The sequence below is a fragment of the Massilia violaceinigra genome (genome assembly GCF_002752675.1).
GTDB classification, from domain to species: domain Bacteria; phylum Pseudomonadota; class Gammaproteobacteria; order Burkholderiales; family Burkholderiaceae_D; genus Telluria_A; species Telluria_A violaceinigra.
Genome location: NZ_CP024608.1, coordinates 999,095 through 1,020,899, shown reverse-complemented (window position 1 = coordinate 1,020,899; position 21,805 = coordinate 999,095). Strand labels below are relative to the sequence as shown.

Genomic DNA, 21,805 nt, shown 5'->3' with positions numbered 1-21,805 from the left:
CCAATCGATTATTGATTGTAGGTTGTTACTTTCAGCCGCCCATGACACGCGTCACAGCATCGGGCCATGGGCCTTGGCGCTCGGGTGCGGAAAACCATTGCGGCATGAAAAAACCCCGCCATCACGAGGATGCACGGGGCTTTTGTTTTTCACCGGAATGCGCCGACAGGCGGCGACATCCGGCAATCGGCTTAGACGTTGAACAGGAAGTTCAGTACATCGCCATCCTTGACCACGTATTCCTTGCCTTCGGCGCGCATCTTGCCCACTTCCTTGGCGCCGGCCTCGCCCTTGTACGCGACAAAATCATCGTAGGCAATGGTTTGCGCGCGGATGAAGCCGCGTTCGAAGTCGGTGTGGATCACGCCGGCCGCTTGCGGCGCGGTATCGCCCACGTGGATGGTCCAGGCGCGCACTTCCTTCACGCCCGCGGTGAAGTAAGTTTGCAGGCCGAGCAGCTTGTAGGCGGCGCGGATCAGGCGGTCGAGACCTGGCTCTTCCATGCCCATGTCTGCCAGGAAGGCACCCTTGTCGGCATCGTCGAGGTCGGCGATTTCGGACTCGATGGCGGCGCAGATGGCCACGATCGGGGCATTCTGACCCTTGGCGTAGGCGGTCAACTGATCGAGCAGCGGGTTGTTGGTAAAGCCCGTGTCGGACACGTTAGCCACGTACATGGCCGGCTTGGCGGTGATCAGGCACAGCGGCTTGATCAGCAGCATTTCTTCGGCATCCAGGCCCATCGCGCGCACCGGCTTGGCATCGTTCAGGAACGGCATCATGCGTTCCATCAGGGCGACCAGCTTGGCGGCATCCTTGTCGCCGGAACGGGCTTTCTTGTTCTCGCGGTGGATGGCTTTTTCGACGGTGCCCATGTCGGCCAGCGCCAGCTCGGTCTGGATAACTTCGATATCGTCCAGCGGGCTGATCTTGCCGGCCACGTGGATCACGTTGTCGTCCTCGAAGCAGCGCACGACGTTGACGATGGCATCGGTTTCGCGGATGTGCGACAGGAACTGGTTGCCCAGGCCCTCGCCCTTCGACGCGCCAGCGACCAGGCCGGCGATGTCGACGAATTCGACGATGGCGTTGACCATGCGTTCCGGCTTGACGATGTCAGCCAGCGCAGCCATGCGCGGGTCCGGCACTTCGACCACGCCGACGTTCGGCTCGATCGTGCAGAACGGATAGTTTTCGGCCGGAATGCCGGCCTTGGTCAGCGCGTTGAAGAGGGTGGACTTGCCGACGTTAGGCAGGCCGACGATGCCGCATTGGAGACTCATGGGAAGACTTTCTAGTTCGATGGACGAGGGGCGCTCAAACAGGCAAGCCCCAAAACCCCATATTGTAACCTTGGACGGGACCGGGGGCCGCAAAAACCGGGTTTGGGCGTGCCATGCCCGGACGCGGCGGCAGTCAGGACGGCAATCGCGGCGCTCGGCCGTCGCGCCGTGTCAAGCACGCCCTCCTGCGTTTTCGGCCTAAGCACGCCCAGTGCGGCGTCCTGGCGCTGCGGCAATAGCATCAATGCCTTGTTCGTCGATGACTTTCAACAACCGCTGTGCCATTGGGCTTGGAATATTGTACGCCGACTCCCATTTGACCACGGTCGACTTCGTTATCCCCATATAGCGCGCCAGAACTTCCTGACTGAGGTTCTCCTTATTGCGGATGCGCAGCACGTCGCGCGCGGTAAACGATGGCGGGGTAAAGCAACTCTCGTCAAATTCGCGCATCGTCTTTTTGTCGATAATGCCGACCGAATGGAGCGCGGCCGCGGCGCTGTGGATCGCCTCGAACGCGTCGCTACGGTGAGGCCGCGCTCGCGCGCTGGAAGCACTCTTCATGCCAGCGCCCGTTTTGGCGGCTTTCACCGCCTGGCGCGCGGGGGCGGCTACTGCCATCGCCGCCAAGGCGTCAGCTTTCTGCCTTGTTTCAGGTCGCGCGGATTTTGCCGCTGGCTTGTTGGCGGCCTTGGCGGGCTTGGCTGTCGCCGGTTTAGCATTCCTCATGGCATATCTCCACAAAATCGCTTGATTTCAACAATGCCGTGATGGCTGCCGGTGTCAGTAGTGCATAGCTGCCCGCCAACTTCTTGAAATGAGTCTCCTCAGCCTTGTCGATGTTTTCACGGTCCTTTTTCATAAACAGGAACATGAAGATCCAGTTCTTTTCGCCTTTCGCGGCGATGATGGATCGATCCATGTTGTCATTGAGCCTCTTCTTCCAGACGCCGCCGCCCAAGGGGTCGGCTTTGCCTTCCATGACCTCCTTCATGGCCTTGCACAGCTCGGGGTCGGTAATCCCGCGCTTGCGTGCCGCTCTGGCGAACCAAGCTGTCTTGAAAACCCGCGCCTCCGCGACTGGAGGGGCTGCCGTTGAGGCGGCTTTGGAAGGCGCGGTTCTTTTTGGCATAGATAACTGTAGCATCCCGTACTACGCATTACAATGCAATAAGTATGAGTTTCTGGCTCACGCACGACGATACGCCTGGCCGCTTCCTGACGTGTGTCGCGCGCCCATGGCGGGCGCAACTGGCCGCGTTGACGCTCGGAGGCTTCGCCGAAAGTCGATCCCAGCAGGGAAGACGACGCCCGCCGCCGACCTTTCCAAGACGAAAACGGCGATGCTCATCGCAGGATCAAGCTGCTCTTCAGAATGCCTGGATGCGCGACAGGTCGGGCTGGTCGACAAACGCGGCGAACTCGTCGCGCAGGCGCTGGCCCTGCCCGATCGCCTGCTGCCAGTTGCGGATGCGCGCGTCGTGGTCGAGCCCGTAGAAAGTGAAATCCTTGCGGTCGGGCAGCTTGCCGCGCGGCAGGGTGCTGAGGAAATGCGGGGTCGGCGCGACCAGCAGCACGTTGTCGAGCCAGCCGCGCTGGGCGCCGCGCGCCATGCGCCGCCACGGCATCGCCTTGTCCAGCCAGCCGGGTACGATGTGCTCGCTGAAGTGCGGGTACAGCACGATTTCGCCCGGCGCCAGGTTCGAGTAGGGCAGCGCCAGGTGATAGTCGATCAGGCCGCCATCCCAGTAGGCGCCGGGCGGGGCGCCGGCAATCGTGCGCACCGGCGGCATCAGCATGGGCAGGGTGCCCGAGGCCAGCAGGGCGTCGGCCAGGTTGCCGCTGTCGAGGGTGGCGAAATGGGTGGTGAAGCTGTCGAAGCCGGGCGGCATCCAGCTTGGTGCGCCACGCGCATCGCCGACGACGACCCGCTCGGCCACCCGGCCCAGGCTGGCGCGCGAGGCCAGGTTGAGCAGCGCGGCGGCGGCAAAGCCGGTCGCTTCGGCGCGCCGGTGGGCTGGCTCTGCGAGCGCGCGCCGTCCACGCGCCGCGATCACATGCAGGCGGTGGTGAGGGTGAGCGGTCACTTGCGCCTCGTGCCCGCCGACCAGCTCGTGCAGGAGCTTGCGGCAGACGGCGTTGATTTCCTGCGGCGAGGGTTTGGCGGTGTAGCGCTGGCCGCAGTACAGCTCGCCCAAGCGCGCCAGCGCGGCGACCGGATTGGCCCGGCAGGCGGCCGCCATGCGCCAGGCGCCGATCGAGGCGCCGATCAGGGCACGCTCGCGCGGCGCTTGCGGGAACCAGTCGCCGAACAGCCATTGGTCGAGCGACTGGAAGATCAAGCCCTTGGGGCCGCCGGCGGCGGCGGGAACGACCGCGATGTCGCGCGCGCGCAAGCCGTGCTGGCGGATGTGGGCCAGCGCGTGCGGGCCGGCGTGGAAGGAAAGTGCGTGCATGCCGTGATTATGGCGACAAGACGTCTGTTGCGGCAAGTTGCATGTTGACAGCAGCGCTTGCGGTGAACCAAGCCGCGCGCGCATCAGGGAAAGAACCGGGGATCGTACATCCAGCGCTTGCGCGTTGTTGCGCTGATACCGGCGGCATCCGGGTGTCCTCCCATCATCCTGGCGCCGGTTCCGCTGAGATCGTTCGCTGAATAGCCTGCTGCCTCGACTGCGATCCGCCATAGCGACACCGTCATGCGTATGCGCCGCTCTGCATCATGGACCACAGTCCGGCGACCAGTTTTTGACCTTCAAACGTGTCCATGTAACTGGCAGGGGTTGCGCCGCCTAGCGCCGGCAGCGGCTGAGTTAACCAGGTGGCAAGCCAGCGCGCCGCATCAAAGCCCTCCGGGTTACCGGACTCTTCCACCATACTCTGCACCATGCCGATGAGGGTCTCGACGCCCATCACGCGTTCCGATTCATCGCTTGACAGCAATGCCCCCTCCTTCTCCTTGCGGCTAACGGCCGCGCGGGAAAGCCGGAGACTATGAATGAGCTGCTCCTTGCTCATTCCCATGCGTGAGGATAATTGGCCGATGCGAGCAGCCGGTATGCCACCGCGAATGAGTTCGATTCGCTGTTGCGGGTCGCCTCGATACGACTGCGTTACGGCAATGTCGGACCGCTCACTGTGCGGTGGGGACCAAAGCCGTTGGCTTCGCGGATGGCGCCTTTATATCGGACATGGTTGCCTCCTTTAAGTCGTCAGTATAGGTTGAATGAAGAAGGCAACAAGCGCGAAAGACGCTGGCCGCGCACCCGGCACTTGCCAATGCGGGCTGCCGCGGGCCAGCTTCATGCCCGCCACCGGAGCGCGATTGCGGCAAGTCAAATCCGGAAGCATGAGCCTGCGTAACATGGGCCGCTGATGCCCCTCGTCCGGAGCCCTACATGCACACTTGCCTCGCCGCAGTATTGAGCGCCCTCTTCCTTCTTTCCAACGCCAGCGCAGCCGCCGCCCCCGACGCCGATACCGGAACCGATCCTTCGATGGTGGTCGACAAATACATCCAGCACTTCGTGGTCGACACCGACGGCAGCTACCGCCTCACGGTCGACAACGTCAAAACCATCGTTCTGCCGCGCGCAGTGCAGGCACACAGCCAGTACTACATCAGCTACAACACCAGCCTCGACGAGATCAGCGAAGTCGAAGCCTACACCGTCAAGCCGGACGGACGGCGCATCCCGGTGCCGCCGGAACAGGTGAAGGACCAGCAGGAGCCGGCCTCGGGCGACGCGCCCATGTTCCAGGATACGCGCCTGAAAGTCGTCGTGTTTTCCGACGTCGCGGTGGGCGACAAGGTGGCGGTGCGCTACGTCCTCAAGCGCAAGACCGCCTTGTTCCCCGGGCATTTCGAGGATTTGTCCTCGTCCCAGTTTTACGCCAGCAAGCAGTTTCACCTGATCTACGACATGCCTTCCTCGATGCTGCTGTACGCGGATGCGGCCGGCTTCGTGCCGGTCCCGGCAACCAGCCCATCCGGGCGCCAGGTGTATCAGTGGCAGTACGTCAGCGGGCCGAACCGGCGCATCGAGGCGGAGTCGGTCAGCTATCTCGATTACGGCAAGCGGCTGGCGGTATCCACCTTCCCCAACTACGCCGCCTTTGCCCGCGCCTACCACGCGCGCGCGCAGGCGCAAGCCGCCGTTACCCCGGCCATCGCCGCGCTGGCGCGCGAACTGACGGCCGGTCTCGACACCGCGCGCGCCAAAGCGCTGGCCCTGTCCGAATGGGTGCGCCGCCATATCCGCTACGTGGCCGTGTACACCGGCGCCGGCGGCGTGGTGCCGCATGCGGCCGCCACGGTGCTGAACAACCGCTACGGCGACTGCAAGGACCATGCGATCCTGCTCGAAGCGCTGCTGGCCGCAAGCGGCATCGACAGCAGCGCCGCCCTGATCAACAGCGGCAATGCCTACCGCCTGCCCGATGCCCCCACCCTGGGCATCTTCAACCACGTAATCACCTACGTTCCCGCGCTCGAGCTGTACCTGGACTCGACCTCGGATGCGGTCACCGCCGGCTATCTGCCGCCGGCCGCGCTCGGTAAACCAGTGTTGCTGGCCAAGACAGGCAAGCTGGCGCAGACCCCGTCCGTACAGCCGGAGACAAACCGCACGCTGGCGCGCTTCGAGGTCGGCAAGAATGGCCGCGGCAGTTTCAAGGTGGTGCGCACGGCCGGCGGCGCAATGGCCGAGCCTTACCGCCAGGCGGTGCGCGACACGGCGCCGGCCGAACGCGCCCTGTTCGTCGAGCGCACGCTGCAAGCCTTGGGCCAGCACGGCGATGGTGCATTCGATGCCGGCCTGCTCGATGGCGCCGGCGACGAGTACCGCATGGGGTTTACCGGCGTGAGCGACAACTTCGCCGACCTGCCGGGGCCGGCCGGGGTGGCGACCAGCTTCAATTTCTGGGGCGGACTGGGCGAGTCGGTCGCTAGCATGGCGCAGGAAAAAACCCGCACGCAAGACTTTATCTGTCCCGGGATCGATGCCGCCGACGAAACGGCAATCGCGTTCGCGCCCGGCATCCGCATCATGGCGCTGCCGAAAGCGCTGTCTCTTAACGATGCCGGCCTGTCGTACCAGGCCAGTTACACGCGCCAGGCCAACACGGTGCTGGTCCGGCGCAACGTGCGCTTCCGCCATGCCGGCATGATCTGCACGCCGGCCGACTACGTGCGCCTGCGTCCGCTGCTCGAACGCATGATGCGCGACCTCAAGAGCCAGATCATCGTCAAGGGTGGCTGAATCGCGGCGTCAAGCGGTGTGCAGCTGCATGGTGGCGATATCGAACTTGCCTTCGACCGCCAGCGGCAGGATGCGCAAGCTCTTGTCGATGGCTTCCTCGATCAGGATCTGTTCTTCCTTGCGCGGCCGGTGCAGCACGAAGTCGGCCACCGGCTGCTGCGAGCCGAGCGTGCGCGGATGGCCGATGCCGAGCCGCAAGCGCCAGTAATCCTGGGTGCCGAGCGCCGCCGTGATGTCTTTCAGGCCGTTGTGCCCGCCACTGGAACCGCCCTTCTTCATCTTGACCGCGCCTGGCGCCAGGTCGAGCTCGTCGTGCACGACCAGCACGTCGTCGGGATTAATCTTGTAAAAGCGCGCCAGAGCACCTACCGATTGTCCGGAACGGTTCATATAGGTTTGCGGTTCGAGCAAAAACACTTCGTGGCCGGCCACCGAGGTTTTCGCCACGAAGGCGTTAAAGCGCGTTTCGCGCTGCAGGCGGCAACCGGGCAGGCTGTTGGCGAGGTTGTCGACCAGCCAGAAACCGGCGTTGTGGCGGGTCTGTTCGTACTCGGGGCCGGGGTTGCCGAGGCCGACGATCAGGCGAATGGGCATGGTGTTCTAAATTATCAAAATGGAGTGCAAGGATAACAGACGATAAAAAACCCGCTGGGCGCAAGGCCAAGCGGGTTTTTCTCCAACACGCCGCCGCAGCGGCGCGCGAATGATTACTTCTTTTTGCCTTTGGCAGCTGGAGCAGCAGGTGCGGCTTCAGCGGTAGCAGCAGCGTCAGCCGACACGTGGCCAGCTGGAACAGCAGCGGTAGCAACGGTTGGGTTCTTGCCGTGGGTGATCGCGGTCACGCCTTTTGGCAGGACCAGGTCAGCAACGTGGATCGAGTGGCCAACGTCGATGGTGGTCAGGTCGACGGTGATGAACTCTGGCAGATCGGTTGCCAGGCAGGACACTTCCAACTCTTGCAACACGTGCGAAACGATAGCGCCGTGCAGTTTGACTGCTGGCGATACGTCGGCGTTCACGAAGTGCAGGGCGATTTTCTTGTGCAGCTTGCTGTTGGCATCGACGCGCTGGAAGTCAGCGTGCAGAACCAATTGCTTAAATGCGTGCATCTGGAAGTCGCGCAGCAGCACTGGCTGGGTCTTGCCGTCGATTTCCATGTCCAGGATCGAACCGTGGAACGCTTCTTTTTTCAGTGCGTGGTACAGAGCGTTGCCGTCCAGTTGGATCATGACCGGGGCTTCAGCGCCACCGTAGATGATACCTGGGGTTTGACCAGCGATACGCAGGCGGCGGCTCGCTCCGGACCCCTGCAGATTGCGATTGAATGCGATAACTTTCATGTGAAACTCCAAAAAGTGCGGGGCTTGATCGCCCTGCGGTGTGAGCGCCCCCGCGACCAGGGGTACTCGAAAACGGCCACGCTAGCGTGTCCGGAAAAATTGGTACTGAAATAAACTTCAGGGTGGCAGGGCCAGGAACGCTCGGTTCCCGCCTTGCCACCCTGCGAATCGGGTATTTCTGGCGACTGGATTAGTCGCGAGTTAGTCGATGAACAAGGACATCACCGAGTCGCCCTTGCTGATGCGCTTGAACGTTTCAGCGAGCAGCGGTGCGCAGGTCAGCTGGCGGATCTTGTCGCAAGCCAGGCCGGCGGCCGACAGGGGAATCGTGTCGGTGACAACCAGTTCATCCAGCGGCGATGCCGAAATGCGGTCGATCGCGGGACCCGACAGCACCGGGTGCGTGCAATACGCCACCACTTTCTTGGCGCCGCGCTCTTTCAACACTTCGGCGGCCTTGGTCAGGGTGCCGGCGGTGTCGACCATGTCATCCATGATGACGCAGTTACGGCCTTCAACTTCACCGATGATGTTCATCACTTCCGACACGTTCGCCTTCGGGCGGCGCTTGTCGATGATGGCCAGGTCGCAGCCGAGGCGTTTTGCCAGGGCGCGTGCGCGCACCACGCCGCCGACGTCCGGCGACACGACCAGCAGGTCGTCGTAATTGCGTTTTTGCAGGTCGCCCAGCAGAATCGGGGATGCGTAAATATTGTCAACCGGGATATCGAAGAAGCCCTGGATCTGGTCGGCGTGCAGATCCATGATCAGGACGCGCTCGACACCGGCTTTTTCCAGCATGTTGGCCACGACCTTGGCCGAGATGGCCACGCGCGCCGAACGCGGACGGCGGTCCTGGCGGGCATAACCAAAATAAGGGATCGCCGCGGTGATGCGGCCGGCGGATGCGCGCTTGAGAGCGTCGACCATCAGGATGATTTCCATCAGGCTGTCGTTGGTCGGTGCGCAGGTCGATTGCAGGACAAAAACGTCTTTACCGCGGACATTCTCGTTAATTTCGACCATGACTTCGCCATCCGAGAACTTGGAGACGACAGCTTTGCCGAGAGGGATGCCCAGATTCTTTGCGACTCCTTCTGCCAGCGCAGGGTTAGCGTTGCCGGTAAAAACCATCAGGTTTTCGTAAGCCATGGGAGTCCCAAGAGGTAAGCGTTGATTTCTTTGAATGTCGCCGGACAGAACCGGCCGGCTGACGCTAAGCTAACAAGTGACTCGCGAGAGCGAGGCCACCGAGTCCGCCTGCTGGACGCTGACTTCGCATCGACAGACCAGGCAAAACGAATGGCAGGGGAACAAGGATTCGAACCTTGGTATGCTGGAATCAAAATCCAGTGCCTTAACCAGCTTGGCGATTCCCCTACGCAACTGACTGCTTGTCGTCACACTTGACATTTTATCGTCAAACACAACGCCAGGCCAAATTCTATTCTATAACCGCACTAACTTGCAACACCGTGTTGAGAGGATGATGCATCAGCGCTTTTGCTTTCCATGCGGTCCAGATGCCGGGCACTTGTTGAAGTACCGTGTCAGCTTCCATTTCGCTGGAAAACGCGCAAAACACACACGCTCCAGAGCCAGTCATCCTGGCATCACCGTGAGCCGAGAGCCAGTCGATCGCCTGTGCTACTGGCGGGAACAGACTCACTGCCACTGCTTGCAAATCATTTCTTCCGAACCCCGTCGAATCTGTGCGATTCATGGTGTGTCTGGAAAAGTCCGTTATTCTGACGGGTTTCGTGTCCCTTGTCAAATGCTCTGAGCAAAATATTGCTGCTGTGGGTACCGCGACCCCCGGTTCGATGACGACGTACCAGCAATCGGGGGCCTGCACCGGCTGCAGCGCCTCGCCCACGCCTTCGGCAAAGGCGGTCTGGCCGAAGATGAAAAACGGAATGTCGGCGCCCAGCGGCAGGGCCAGGGCCATCAGTTCCTCGCGCGTCAGGCCGGCCTCCCACAGGGAGTTGGCGACCATCAGCGCGGTGGCCGCGTCCGATGAGCCGCCGCCGAGCCCGCCCCCCATCGGCAGGCGCTTGTCGATAGCCACGTCGATGCCGGGCGGCGGATGGCCGTGGCGGCGCGCGTAGGCCGCTTGCAGCAGCAGCAGCGCGCGCACGATCAGGTCGCCCTGCTCCGGCACGCCCGGCACGTCCGTGGTGCGCACGATGCGCTCGTCGGCGCGCAGGTCGAAGTGCAGCACGTCGCCATGGTCGACCATCTGGAACACGGTTTGCAGCAGGTGGTAGCCGTCGGCGCGGCGTCCGTTCACGTGCAGGAAAAGATTGAGCTTGGCCGGGGCCGGGCAGTCGTGCAGGCGAGTCGCGCGCATATCAGCCTTGCGGGTCGATCACGATACGGATTTCCATCGCTTCCACGGTGGCGCTGGCTACCCGGGCGACGTCGATGCGCTTGGGCACCGGCTTGGCCGCGTCCGGGTCTTGCCAGCTTACGAAGGTCAGGCGCCAGCCATCGGCGGTGGTGACCGTGTTGGCGGCGGGCGAGGCGGTAAAGCGCCGGCCGTCGGCACCGGTGGCGTAGCCTTGCAGCCAGTCGCGCAAGCCCGACACGGGCAGCGACCAGCCCAGCGTTTGCGCGGTCAGGGTGTCGATGTCGCGCGCCACGCGCGGGGCGCGGTCGCCCTGGACCAGGGTGGCAGAATCGGGCGTGACGCTGATGGTGGCGATGGTCTGGCCCAGCGGCGAAGCGAGGCTGACGTTGACCGCGGCGGGAGTCTGGTTCCAGGCGAACTTGCCGGTCAGGGTCTCGGTCTGGCCGTCTTTTTGGTAGTTCACGGTCAGGCGGCCGTTCAGCTCGATCGCTTCGCGGTAGGCGGCCACGCTGGCCTTGGACAGGTTGGTCGGCGCGGTGACGCAGGCGGACAGCAGCGCGGCGCACGCCAGGGCAAGGAAGCGGGTTTTAGTTCTGGGCATCATGGCAATCCGACAGCGTAAAGGAGATGCGCGGCATTATGACCCATCACAGCTTGAGCTGCAGGCGCGCAAGCGTGCTCTTGAGCGTGTCGTTCTTGGGGTCCTTGGCACGCGCTTCGCGCCACAGCTGCTGGGCGTCGGATTTCTGGCCCTTGTGCCACAGCACTTCGCCCAGGTGCACGGCGATTTCGACATCGTTGCGCAGGGCGTAGGCGCGGCGCAGGTGTGCCTCGGCTTCGTTCAGGTTGCCCAGGCGGTACTGGACCCAGCCCATGCTGTCCATGATGAAGGGGTCGGACGGGGCCATTTTCAGGGCCTTGTCGATCAGCGCCAGCGCTTCGTCCAGGCGCACATTGCGCTCGGCCAGCGAGTAGCCCAGCGCATTGTAGGCGTGGTGGTTGTCGGGCGCCTGCTCCATCACCAGGCGCAGGTTTTTTTCCATCACGTCGACGCGGCCCAGTTTTTCGGCCAGCAGCGCGAAGTCGTACAGCAGATCGGGGTTGGAGGGAAAGCGCGCCGCGCCCTGCTCCATCACCGCGTACGCCTGCTCGATCTTGCCGGCGTCGCGCAGCACCTGGCTTTGCACCAGCACCACTTGCACCTGCTGGGCAGGCTCCTCGGCCTTGAGGGCGTCGAGGAAGGCGCGTGCGCCGTCCAGGTCGCCCTGCTTGCCCATCAGCTGGGCGCTGCGCAACTGCGCCGAGAACCAGGCCGGCGCGTCTTCCGGTTCAATTTTTCCCAGCCATGCGCGGGCGGCGGCAAGGTCGCCGCGCTCTTCGGCCAGCTGCGAGAGCATGATCAGCACCTTGGCCGGATCGCGCTCGTCGCCCGGATTCTTGTCGAGCGCCGTGATGAAACCGGCCAGGTAGGTTTCGGCCGCGGCCGGGTCGGACAGCTGCATCGACAGGATGCCGAGGGCGTACAGGGTGCCCGGATTGTCCGGCTGCTCCTTGAGCAGGGCAAGAAACTCCTTGCGCGCCGGCTCGTACTGCTTTTGCGTGACGAGGATGCGGGCCAGGGCCGCGCGCACTTCGCGCGCACCAGGATTGGCGGCGAGGAATTTGGCCAGCAAGGAACCGACGTCGTCCCGCTCGCCGCTGACCTGGGCCAGGGTCAGCACGGCGATCTCGGAATCGGGCTTGATGCGCAGCGCTTCCTGCGCATGGGCCAGCGCTTCGTCGCTGGCGCCGCGCGCGTAGGCCGACTGCGCCAGCACCACGCGCGCCTCGCTCATGGCGATGTACGGCGCCAGCAGGCGCTCGAGCAGCGCGCCGGCGGCGGCCTTGTCCTTCGCCCGCGTGAGCAGTTGCTGGATCTGGTACATGGCCATGCCGCGGTTGGCGGGCGCCGCATCGCGCAGGCGCGCCGCGAACAGCACGCCCGCCTCGCTCAAGTCGTCGGCCATGACGGACGCGGCGATGTAGTACTGGCCGGCTTCGTCGGATTCGGGTGCCAGTTCGCGCCACAGGCGGATCGCGGCCAGCGCTTCGCTGCCCTTCTGGGCCGCCTGCGCCATTTCGGCGGCGCGCTGGGCCAGGCGCGGGTCGCGCGTCTGCTGGGCCAGGGCCATCAGGGTCATGTACGGCCCCTGCCAGGTGCCGCCGCGAAATTCCAGCTCGGCCTTCATCAGCTTGTAGAGCATTTCCTTGCTCAGTGCCACGTGCGGCAGCTTGAGGTCCGGCGATGGCTCGTCCGGCGCGGACGCGCGTTCGCCTTCGGCGAGGACCTCGGCAGCCGGCGGCAGGGGTTCGGCCGTGGCGGCGGGCGCGGGGGCGTCCGCCTTGGCATCGGCCGCGCTGCCGGCCAGGGCGGGAGCGTGAGGCGTTGGCGCCACGGCGCACGCCGAGAGCAGTCCGGACAGGGTTACAATGACGAAAGCGTTTTTCAAGGTGGTTCCAGAATGACAGCGATTATTTCCGATTCTACGCCCAACGCCCGCTTTGCGTACGGGGCCGCACCGCCACTAACATAAATTTTCCTACCCGACATGCCTGAACTGCCCGAAGTCGAAGTCACCCGCCGCGGCGTCGCACCCCATATCGATGGCCGCATCGTCGATAGCGTCTTGACGCGCAGGGAGGGACTGCGCTGGCCGTTTCCGCCGGGTTTGTCCGATTTGCTGGCCGGACAGCGCATTCTGCACACGGGACGGCGCGGCAAATACTTGCTCATCGCCTTCGATCATGGCACCCTGATCATCCATCTGGGCATGTCCGGCCACCTGCGCGTGCTGCCGCCGGACACCGAAGTGAAAAAACACGACCATTTCGACCTCGTGGTCGAGGGCGACGCGGGGCGCCAGGTACTGCGCATGAACGATCCGCGCCGCTTCGGCGCCGTGCTGTGGCATCCCGGCGACGATGGCGAACTCGACCAGCATATCCTGCTGCGCGGCCTCGGCGTCGAGCCGCTGGAAGCCGGGTTTTCGGGCGAATTGCTGTACCGCGAAACGCGCAAGCGCTCGGCGCCGATCAAGCAGGTGCTGCTGGCCGGCGACATTGTGGTGGGCGTGGGCAATATCTACGCTTGCGAGAGCCTGTTTCGGGCAGGAATCAATCCGAAAACGCCGGCCGCGCGCATCGGCCGGGAACGCTACAACAGGCTGGCCGAGGCGATCCGCCTTATCCTGTCTGAGGCTATTGTGCAAGGGGGCAGCACTTTACGTGACTTTATTGCTGTAAATGGGCAATCGGGCTATTTCCAACAGACATATTTCGTCTATGATCGTGCTGGAGTGCCTTGCCGCAACTGTGGGGCAGAGATTCGTCAGATCAAGCAGGGACAGCGGTCGACTTTTTATTGTGTAAATTGTCAAAAATGACAATCGAGCAGGATTCGCAAGAACCTGTACGCGAGGGCAACGTGAGCATAATGGTGCAAGATTTTGAGCAGTACAGCGCATGGCGTCAGGACGTGGCCATGGCGCTGGAGAAGTATCAGATGTGGGTCAACGCGGCCGAACTGGCCGACGCGGCAACGGAGCAGCGCATTGCGCGCGCGCTGGCGCGCCTGGCCGATGACCGGCTCTCGGTGGCGTTCGTGGCGGAATTTTCGCGCGGCAAATCCGAACTGATCAACGCGATTTTCTTTGCCGATTACGGCCAGCGCATCTTGCCGTCGGCGGCCGGACGCACCACCATGTGCCCGACCGAGCTGATGTACGACCCGGCCTTCCCGCCATGCATCCGCCTGCTGCCGATCGAAACGCGCGCCAGCAACCTGTCGACCAGCGATTACCGCGACGACCCCGCCGCCTGGACCGTGCTGCCGCTCGCGCTCGACGCCGGCGAGGAAATGCACGAGACCTTCAAGCAGGTCAGCATGACCAAGCACGTCAAGGTCGAGGAAGCGAAGCGCTACGGCCTGTTCGACGAGACCGACCCGGACGTCGCCGCCACGCTCGACGACAACGGCGAAATCGAAATTTCGCTGTGGCGCCACGCCATCATCAACTTCCCTCACCCGCTGCTCAAACAGGGCCTGGTCATTCTCGACACGCCTGGCCTGAACGCGATCGGCACCGAGCCGGAACTGACCCTGAACCTGATTCCGAACGCGCACGCGGTGCTGTTCATCCTGGCCGCCGAAACGGGCGTGACCAAGAGCGACATCGAAGTCTGGCGCACGCACATCGGCGCCGGCGCCGGGCGCATCGTGGTCATGAACAAGATCGACGCGATGTGGGATGAACTCAAGACCGAGGCGGAAAACGACGCCGAGATCGAACGCCAGCAAACCACCGTGGCCCACATGCTGGCGCTCGAACCACGCCAGGTGTTCCCGGTGTCGGCGCAAAAGGCGCTGGTCGGCAAGATCAACGGCGACATGGCGCTGCTCGAGAAAAGCCGCCTGGGCGCGCTCGAAGCGGCCCTGTTCAACGAACTCATTCCGGCCAAGCAGGACATCATCCGCAAGCAGCTCTCGGACGACCTGAACGCCGTGGTCAGCATCCAGCAGGCGACCATCGGCGCGCGCATCCGCGACATCGTCGAGCAGCTGCAGGAACTGAAAAGCCTGCGCGGAAAAAACCAGGGCGTGATAGCGCACATGATGCGCCGCGTCGAAGTGGAGAAGAAGGAATTCGACGGCAGCCTGTTCAAGCTGCAGGGCACGCGCGCCGTGTTCGCGCGCCTGTCGACGGAGCTGTACACCACGCTCGGCATGGACATCGTGCACAAGGAAATCGCCGCCGTGCGCGAAGCGATGGCGGCATCGCGCTTCGTCACCACCGGCATTCGCGGCCCGGTCAAGCACTTCTTCGACCAGGCGCGCGCCAATCTCGAGGTCTCGAACGGCAAGATCGCCGAGATCAGCGAAATGATGGAAATGATGTACCGTAAATTCGCCGCCGAACATGGCCTGAGCCTTGCGGTGCCGATGACGCTCTCGCTCGACAAATACCGCAAGGAAGTCGACGCCATCGAAGAGGTCTACGTCAAGCAGTTCGGCACCACCACCTTGCTCATCACCAGCCGCGATGCCGTGATCGAGCGCTTTTTCGACTCGATCGCCTCGCGCGTGCGGCGCAGCTACCGCGCGGCCAACGCCGACGTCGAAGCGTGGCTGAAGGTGATCATGTCGCCGCTCGAAGCGCAGATCCGCCAGCACAAGGACCAGCTCAAGCACCGCCTGGCGTCGATCCAGCGCATCCACGATGCGACCGACAGCCTGGAAACGAAGATCGAATCGTTCGAGGCGAGCCAGTTCGCGCTGGAGAAGGTCAAGGGGCGTCTGAACGATTTGGCCGGCAACGTCGAATCAGCCATGCAGCGCACCACGGCGGCGGCATTCGAAGCGGCGGCGTGAAAAGACTGACCGAGTTCGGGCAGCTGGAAGACCCTTCGTTTTCCGCTGCCGTCATCAACTGGCAGAAATCGCACGGGCGCCACGCCCTGCCGTGGCAGAACACGCGCGACGCTTACCGCATCTGGCTGTCCGAGATCATGCTGCAGCAAACGCAGGTGGCCGCGGTGCTGGCCTACTACGCGCGCTTCCTGGAGCGCTTCCCTACCCTGCACGACCTGGCGGCGGCGCCATCGGAAGATGTGATGGCGCAGTGGAGCGGCCTTGGCTACTACACGCGCGCGCGCAACCTGCACGCCTGCGCCAAGCGCGTGGTCGAGGAATACGGCGGCGTGTTCCCTAGCGATCCGGCCCTGCTGGCCGATTTGCCCGGCATCGGACGTTCGACGGCGGCCGCCATTTCGGCTTTTTCGAGCGGCACGCGCGCCGCCATCCTGGACGGCAACGTCAAGCGCGTGTTCGCACGCGTGTTCGGCATCGATGAATTCCCCGGCGTGAAGGCGGTCGAAGATGGCTTGTGGCGGCGCGCCGAAGCGCTGCTGCCGCTTGAAGGCATCGAATCGGGCATCGAGTCCTATACGCAGGGCTTGATGGACCTGGGCGCGACGCTGTGCACGCGCAGCAAGCCCGATTGCCCGCGCTGCCCGCTGCGGGACCGCTGCGTGGCCCACGCCACCGGACGCACCGCCGAACTGCCGGTGCGCAAACCGAAAAAGACCATTCCCGAGAAACAGGCTGCCGTGCTGGTGGTGATCGAGAGCGGCCAGGTGCTGCTCGAACAGCGCGCGCAGAGCGGCATATGGGGCGGGCTGATGTCGCTGCCGGAAGCCGATGGCCATGCCGTGCGCGGCGCGCTCGCCATCGACGCGGTGGCGCCGCTGGCGGGCGCCTTCGGTGAGGTGGAAGAGATATCGGCGCTGCTGCCGCTGGTGCACGTGTTCACGCACTACCGGCTGCACATCGCGCCGTTCCAGGTGACGCTGTCGCGGCGCGCGATATTGGCGGCGCCGTATCTGTGGTGGGACCTGGCGCGCATCGACAGCGCACCCCTGCCGGCGCCGGTCAAGAAGCTGCTGCTCGACCTTTCCGCGCCGTCCCTGTTCTAGTTACAAGTCATCCAGCGAGAAGATGCGCCGGTGTTCGCGGATCGCGTAGCGGTCCGTCATGCCGGCGATGTAGTCGGCGATCTTGCGGGCCTGACGCGAGGGGTGTCCCACTGCGTTGCCAGAGCCGACCTGGTAATCGGGCGGCAGCAGCACCGGTTCGGCCATGAAGGCGTCGAACAGCTCGCGCACGATGCGGCTCGCTTTCACGCGCATCCGGTTCACCTTGAAGTGGCGATACAGGTTGGCGCGCAAGAAGCGCTTCAATTCCGTCGCATCCTTGCGCATCGGGTCGGAAAAGCGGATCAGCGGCCCGCTGGCGCGCACCGCGTCCGTGTCCGCCGGCGCGGCTTCGGCCAGCAGCACGCTGGACGTTTCGATCAGGTCGTCGGCCAGCACGGTGATCAGGCGGCGCAAGGTTTCATAAATGGCGCGCCGGCCCGACAGGCCCGGATACGCCTTCTGCACATCGTGCCAGCGGCGCGCGAAGAAATCGACTTCCTCCAGCTGCGCAATGGTGATCAGGCCGGAACGCAAGCCGTCGTCGATATCGTGGCTGTTATACGCAATTTCGTCGGCCAGGTTGGTCAGCTGCGCTTCCAGCGAGGGCTGGCTGCGGTCGATGAAGCGCTGCGCCACGGGACCGAGCAGCTTGGCGTTGGCCAGCGAGCAGTGCTTGAGGATACCCTCGCGCGTGTCGAACATCAGGTTCAGGCCATCGAAGGCGCCGTAGTGCTCTTCGAGTTCGTCGACCACGCGCAGGCTTTGCAGATTGTGCTCGAAGCCGCCGTGATCCTGCATGCATTCGTTGAGCACATCCTGGCCCACGTGGCCGAACGGCGTGTGGCCCAGGTCATGCGCCAGCGCGAGCGCTTCGACCAGGTCTTCGTTCAGGCGCAGGTTGCGCGCCATCGAACGCCCGACCTGCGCCACTTCGAGGCTGTGGGTGAGGCGCGTGCGGAACATGTCGCCCTCGTGATTGAGGAAGACCTGGGTCTTGTATTCGAGGCGGCGGAAGGCCGAGCAGTGGATGATGCGGTCGCGGTCGCGCTGGAACTGGCTGCGCGACGCGTGCGACGTTTCGGCATGGCGCCGGCCGCGCGCCGTCTCCGAGTGCACGGCGTACGGGGCGAGGTGGGCTTCGGGATGCATGTCAGCCGACGCAGGCAGCCAGGGTGGCCAGCAATTGCTCGCGCGGAGCGCTGGTGATGTTCGGGCTGCCGAGAGGTTTGAGCAGGATGAACTTGATGGCGCCGCCCTCGTTCTTCTTGTCGACTTCCATCAACTCGAGCCAGCGTTCGGTGCCCAGATCCGGCGCGACGGTCGGCAGGCCGGCCGCGGCGACCAGTGCGCGCATGCGCGCCACGGTGGCCGCGTCGACCAGGCCGAGGCGGTGCGACAGGTCGGCCGCCATGACCATGCCGCAGCCGACCGCTTCGCCGTGCAGCCAGGCGCCGTAGCCCATGCCCGCTTCAATAGCATGGCCGAAGGTGTGGCCGAAGTTGAGGATGGCGCGCAAGCCGCCCTCGCGTTCATCCTGGCGCACCACGTCGGCCTTGATTTCGCAGGAGCGCGAGATGGCGTGCGCCAGCGCCTGCTGATCGCGCGCCATCAGCTTGCCGATGTTCGCTTCGATCCAGTCGAAAAATTCGGCGTCGATGATGGCGCCATGCTTGATCACTTCGGCCAGGCCCGCCGACAGTTCGCGCGGGGCCAGCGTGTCGAGCGAGGCGGTATCGGCCAGCACGGCGCGCGGCTGGTAAAAGGCCCCGATCATGTTCTTGCCGAGCGGGTGGTTGATGCCGGTCTTGCCGCCGACCGAGGAGTCGACCTGCGAGAGCAGGGTGGTCGGCATCTGGACGAAGGGCACGCCGCGCATGTAGCTGGCGGCGGCATATCCGGTCAGGTCGCCGATCACGCCGCCGCCGAGCGCCACCATGGTGGTCTTGCGGTCGCATTTATTGGCCAGCAGGGCGTCGAAGATGGTCATCAGGCTGTCCCAGTTCTTGAACTGTTCGCCGTCGGGCAGGACGATTTCGAGCACATCGCGCCCGGCCGCGCGCAGCGGCGCGGCCACGCGTTCGAGGTACAGCGGGGCCACGGTGGTGTTGGTGACAATGGCGACCTTGCGGCCGGCGATATGCCGCTCAAGCAGCGACGGGTCGGACAGCAGACCGGCACCGATGGTGATCGGGTAGCTGCGTTCGCCCAGGTCGACGTTGAGGAAAATCCGGGATTGTTCGGTGATCGATGGCTGCGATGGTTGCAAGGTGTGCATTTGGGGCCCGCGCGCTGTTCTCGCGGCGGCTGGGCCGAGCGCGGACAGTTGCGTCAGAATTGTTTGGACCATCGATTGTACGTTAGGTCGGCCCGTGTCGATCACCAGATCGGCAATCTCGCGGTACAGCGGCTCGCGCTGGGCCGTCAATTCTTCGAGTTTCTTGCGGGGGTCGGCCGTCTGGAGCAGCGGCCGGCTTTTGTCGTGGGTGGTGCGCAGCATGATGCTGTTGACGCTGGCGCGCAGGTAAACCACGCGGCCACGTTGTTTCAGGAAGGCACGGCTGGCGGGGTCGAGCACGGCCCCGCCGCCGGTGGCGAGGACGAGTCCGTCCTGCGCCGTGAGGTCACGGATGACCTCGGCCTCACGGCGCCGAAAACTCGCCTCGCCTTCGATTTCGAAAATCCACGGGATCGTGGCGCCGGTGCGGGCCTCGATCTCGTGATCGGAATCGACAAAGCGTTTACCTAGCTTCCTGGCAAGGATGCGGCCAATGGTTGTCTTGCCCGCGCCCATCAACCCTACCAGAAAGATATTCTCCGATTTCAATTATTTCTTGAGAGCAGGAACCGATTTGAACATCGGCGAGGAGACGCCCTTGCCGCGTGGCGTGATGGTACGGATCGAGAACTCACCTCGGACGCATGTCGTGTCGGCCTTGATGTTCACACTGTGGAACGTGCCGCCAATCGCGTTGGTCGCGCTCACCTTGTCCGGCGAAACCTGACCCGGCGTAATACGGTCGACGTTGGCCGTTTCCACCTTGGTATCGCTTGGCAGCGGATTGTTGTTTTCATCGGAGAGGCGGAAAAAGAGCAGCTGATTACTGCACGGAACTTCTTTCGAGTCCGCCGACAAATCAGTGTTCGACAAGCCGACCACCTCAAACTCTTTCCCGTCAGCATCTGTCCAGTCGCGCAGCTTGCCGGTGCTCGCATCGGGGATCTGACGCTTCAAGGTTGGCGTGTCGCCGCTGAAGACGATTTCTGCCTGGCGCCAGATGTAGTTGATACCCCACTGGCCATTGCCTGCCGGGGTGTAGACCGGATGGTTGTAAGGGAACGGCAAATCGCCGCGCGCCACATCGTATTGACCGTCGAAGGTGTTGGTCACGTTCGGCGTGCCAGGGACGGTTGGTGCACTGCCCGTGTCAAGGAAAGGATCTCCCTGGTCGGTATATGACTCACCCGAACCCGGTGTGCAGTAATCGACCAGCGGACGGTATGGCGTACCTGGGTCAACCGGTTGCACCTGAACGAAATTGCTGCAGCTGTACTGGCCGTCGCCATTCGCATCGATGAAGTTCTCCACGCCCTGAACGTAAGCGAAGATTGTGACACGACCATTTTTAGGACGGAATTCCTGACTCTTGAAGTCGACCGTGCAAGCGCCGCCCTTGGTTCGGCAACCGCCTGTGTCCGACGATGCAATCGCGCCGCCCTCGGTGACCAGATTGACAGCAGTGTCGTCCGAAATCGGATTGCCGTACTGGTCGGCCAACATGACCGTCACTTTGGCGATCGCATTGTCATAATACAGACCGTCAATATTGTAGCTGTCGGAGCTGAGTGACATCGAGCGCTGGATCGGTAAGCCAGTCGAAATGATCAGGCTGTCCGACAGGCCATTGATGGTGGTGCCGTTACGCGACGCCTGCGCAACGACGCGCACCGGGGTCGGAATGGTGCCCGAGGCTACGGTGGTGGTGACGTTACCCTGGGCATCCGAGGTTGCCTTGGCGGGCTGCACGATCAGGCCGCCGGTGCTGGTGGTGGTCTTGAAGGTTACGTCCACGCCCGGCAGGCCGATGCTGTTCTGGTCGAGCACGCGGAAGGTCAGGACGGCCGACTCCTTACGGCCCAGGCCGCCAGAGCCGCGCAGCACGATCGAGCTGCCGTTCAGATCCGAACCGACGAACTGGATGGTGCCGATGTTGGCCTTGCCCACGTTGATTTTAACGGTCTGGTTGCTGCCGCCGAGCGAGACGGTGATGGTATCGGTGACGCGCAGGCAGCCCTTGTTGGTATAGGTGACAGACTGCTTTCCTTCCGACAGCGTTCCCATCACCAGCGATGCCGTGCCATCGTTAGTGCACAGCGAATTAATGGTCAGGCCCGAGACGCTGGTGGCAGCAACGCCGCCAGTGGTAACCGGAATAGACAGCACGGCCGTGCCGAAGGCAGGCAGGATGTCGGTCTGTTCCGGGACAAATTTGACTTCGCCCAGAGTCAGCGGCGCCGCACCCACTTCCAGATTGACGCCCGCTTCCGCAGTCTTACCGGCAGTGACCACGGTGGCGCCGATATTGACCGCACCGGCTGCGGTGACGCTGGCCGGCTTGACGGTGATGATCGCCACGCCGGACGCATTGGTCAGCGCGGTCGCCGATTCAGGGGTGAACTGGAGCAGCTTGTCGTCGGTCTTGAATTTGACGACCTCGTTGGCGGCGGGGCTACCGTTAGCGCCGACCACGGTGGCCCGGACCTGTCCGGTCTGGCCACCGGACAGGGTGGTGATCGGGGCGCCGGCGGCGTCCACCAGTTGCAGCGTTATTTTCGGTTCGGCCGGCACCGGCGGCGTCACTGTGCCCGGATTGGTGCCCGGGTTGGTGCCAGGGTTGGTCGGGTTGGTGGTCGAGGTTTGCCCGCCCGGGGAACCCCCGCCGCCGCCGCATGCGGCCAGGGCCGTGGCCATGGAGACGCAGGTCAGCAGGCGAGCGGGGTTCGCGAAAGCGCGTTGTAAATAAGTCGGCAGCATGTTAAGTCCTGATTAAATGTATTCGGGTG

The 21,805-nt window shown here is 63.7% G+C and carries 18 protein-coding genes and 1 tRNA gene; 4 read left to right on the top strand and 15 right to left on the bottom strand.

Annotation, left to right across the window (positions count from 1 at the left end; genetic code table 11):
* Window positions 1–191: 191 nt before the first annotated feature.
* The 5 genes from ychF to CR152_RS04655 all read right to left on the bottom strand — a co-directional run bounded on the left by ychF (window position 192) and on the right by CR152_RS04655 (window position 4,355).
* Window positions 192–1,283 (bottom strand): redox-regulated ATPase YchF, encoded by a 1,092-nt coding sequence (gene ychF / locus CR152_RS04675; RefSeq protein ID WP_099873880.1) that lies wholly within the window; start codon window positions 1,281–1,283, stop codon window positions 192–194.
* A gap of 198 nt (window positions 1,284–1,481) precedes the next feature.
* Complete coding sequence (locus CR152_RS04670; protein WP_229413275.1) at window positions 1,482–2,012, bottom strand: helix-turn-helix domain-containing protein; 531 nt, start codon at window positions 2,010–2,012, stop codon at window positions 1,482–1,484.
* Window positions 1,999–2,415, bottom strand: a complete 417-nt coding sequence (locus CR152_RS04665) for a type II toxin-antitoxin system RelE/ParE family toxin (protein WP_099881994.1) — start codon at window positions 2,413–2,415, stop codon at window positions 1,999–2,001. Before CR152_RS04665 ends, CR152_RS04670 begins: the two co-directional genes overlap by 14 nt.
* A 238-nt stretch (window positions 2,416–2,653) precedes the next feature.
* On the bottom strand, window positions 2,654–3,739 hold the full coding sequence (locus CR152_RS04660) for a lysophospholipase (RefSeq protein ID WP_099873879.1): 1,086 nt from the start codon (window positions 3,737–3,739) through the stop codon (window positions 2,654–2,656).
* A 241-nt stretch (window positions 3,740–3,980) separates the two neighbouring features.
* Window positions 3,981–4,355, bottom strand: coding sequence for an antitoxin Xre/MbcA/ParS toxin-binding domain-containing protein (locus tag CR152_RS04655; protein ID WP_307718603.1), 375 nt, complete (start codon window positions 4,353–4,355; stop codon window positions 3,981–3,983).
* 326 nt (window positions 4,356–4,681) lie between these two features.
* Between CR152_RS04655 and CR152_RS04650 the strand changes: the two genes are divergently transcribed.
* Window positions 4,682–6,544: a DUF3857 domain-containing transglutaminase family protein gene (locus tag CR152_RS04650; protein WP_099873877.1), complete on the top strand. Its 1,863-nt coding sequence runs from the start codon at window positions 4,682–4,684 to the stop codon at window positions 6,542–6,544.
* Window positions 6,545–6,553: 9 nt separating this feature from the next.
* Here the strand turns inward: CR152_RS04650 and pth are convergent, their stop codons facing one another.
* The 7 genes from pth to CR152_RS04615 all read right to left on the bottom strand — a co-directional run bounded on the left by pth (window position 6,554) and on the right by CR152_RS04615 (window position 12,723).
* Window positions 6,554–7,138 carry an aminoacyl-tRNA hydrolase gene (gene pth / locus CR152_RS04645; protein WP_099873876.1) on the bottom strand — a complete coding sequence of 195 codons (585 nt, stop codon included), beginning with the start codon at window positions 7,136–7,138 and terminating at the stop codon, window positions 6,554–6,556.
* 113 nt (window positions 7,139–7,251) lie between these two features.
* Entirely contained in the window at window positions 7,252–7,884 is a 633-nt protein-coding gene (locus CR152_RS04640) for a 50S ribosomal protein L25/general stress protein Ctc (RefSeq protein WP_099873875.1), read from the bottom strand.
* A gap of 201 nt (window positions 7,885–8,085) precedes the next feature.
* Window positions 8,086–9,036, bottom strand: a complete 951-nt coding sequence (locus CR152_RS04635) for a ribose-phosphate pyrophosphokinase (RefSeq protein ID WP_054265879.1) — start codon at window positions 9,034–9,036, stop codon at window positions 8,086–8,088.
* 151 nt (window positions 9,037–9,187) lie between these two features.
* Window positions 9,188–9,264, bottom strand: a tRNA-Gln gene (locus tag CR152_RS04630).
* Between the two features lie 64 nt (window positions 9,265–9,328).
* Window positions 9,329–10,234 (bottom strand): 4-(cytidine 5'-diphospho)-2-C-methyl-D-erythritol kinase, encoded by a 906-nt coding sequence (gene ispE, locus CR152_RS04625; RefSeq protein ID WP_099873874.1) that lies wholly within the window; start codon window positions 10,232–10,234, stop codon window positions 9,329–9,331.
* Between the two features lies 1 nt (window position 10,235).
* Complete coding sequence (locus CR152_RS04620) at window positions 10,236–10,838, bottom strand: outer membrane lipoprotein LolB (protein ID WP_307718563.1); 603 nt, start codon at window positions 10,836–10,838, stop codon at window positions 10,236–10,238.
* A gap of 43 nt (window positions 10,839–10,881) precedes the next feature.
* A complete protein-coding gene (locus CR152_RS04615; protein ID WP_099873873.1) occupies window positions 10,882–12,723 on the bottom strand; it encodes a tetratricopeptide repeat protein in 1,842 nt (613 codons plus the stop codon).
* 99 nt (window positions 12,724–12,822) lie between these two features.
* On the opposite strand from CR152_RS04615, the gene mutM reads away from it, so the two are divergent.
* Genes mutM through mutY form a run of 3 tightly spaced genes read left to right on the top strand, consistent with a single transcriptional unit; the run spans window position 12,823 to window position 16,744 of the window.
* Window positions 12,823–13,656, top strand: coding sequence for a bifunctional DNA-formamidopyrimidine glycosylase/DNA-(apurinic or apyrimidinic site) lyase (mutM, locus tag CR152_RS04610; RefSeq protein WP_054265875.1), 834 nt, complete (start codon window positions 12,823–12,825; stop codon window positions 13,654–13,656).
* A gap of 50 nt (window positions 13,657–13,706) precedes the next feature.
* Window positions 13,707–15,641, top strand: a complete 1,935-nt coding sequence (locus CR152_RS04605) for a dynamin family protein (protein WP_099873872.1) — start codon at window positions 13,707–13,709, stop codon at window positions 15,639–15,641.
* Entirely contained in the window at window positions 15,638–16,744 is a 1,107-nt protein-coding gene (mutY, locus tag CR152_RS04600; RefSeq protein WP_099873871.1) for an A/G-specific adenine glycosylase, read from the top strand. The genes CR152_RS04605 and mutY overlap by 4 nt, the downstream gene beginning before the upstream one ends.
* On the opposite strand, the gene CR152_RS04595 is transcribed toward mutY, so the two are convergent.
* Genes CR152_RS04595 through CR152_RS04585 form a run of 3 tightly spaced genes read right to left on the bottom strand, consistent with a single transcriptional unit; the run spans window position 16,745 to window position 21,776 of the window.
* Entirely contained in the window at window positions 16,745–17,893 is a 1,149-nt protein-coding gene (locus tag CR152_RS04595; RefSeq protein ID WP_099873870.1) for a deoxyguanosinetriphosphate triphosphohydrolase, read from the bottom strand.
* Window position 17,894: 1 nt separating this feature from the next.
* The gene (gene aroKB / locus CR152_RS04590) at window positions 17,895–19,535 is read right to left on the bottom strand and encodes a bifunctional shikimate kinase/3-dehydroquinate synthase AroKB (protein WP_099873869.1); all 1,641 of its coding nucleotides are present in this window, start codon (window positions 19,533–19,535) and stop codon (window positions 17,895–17,897) included.
* A 33-nt stretch (window positions 19,536–19,568) separates the two neighbouring features.
* Complete coding sequence (locus tag CR152_RS04585; protein ID WP_099873868.1) at window positions 19,569–21,776, bottom strand: Ig-like domain-containing protein; 2,208 nt, start codon at window positions 21,774–21,776, stop codon at window positions 19,569–19,571.
* Between the last annotated feature and the right edge of the window lie 29 nt (window positions 21,777–21,805).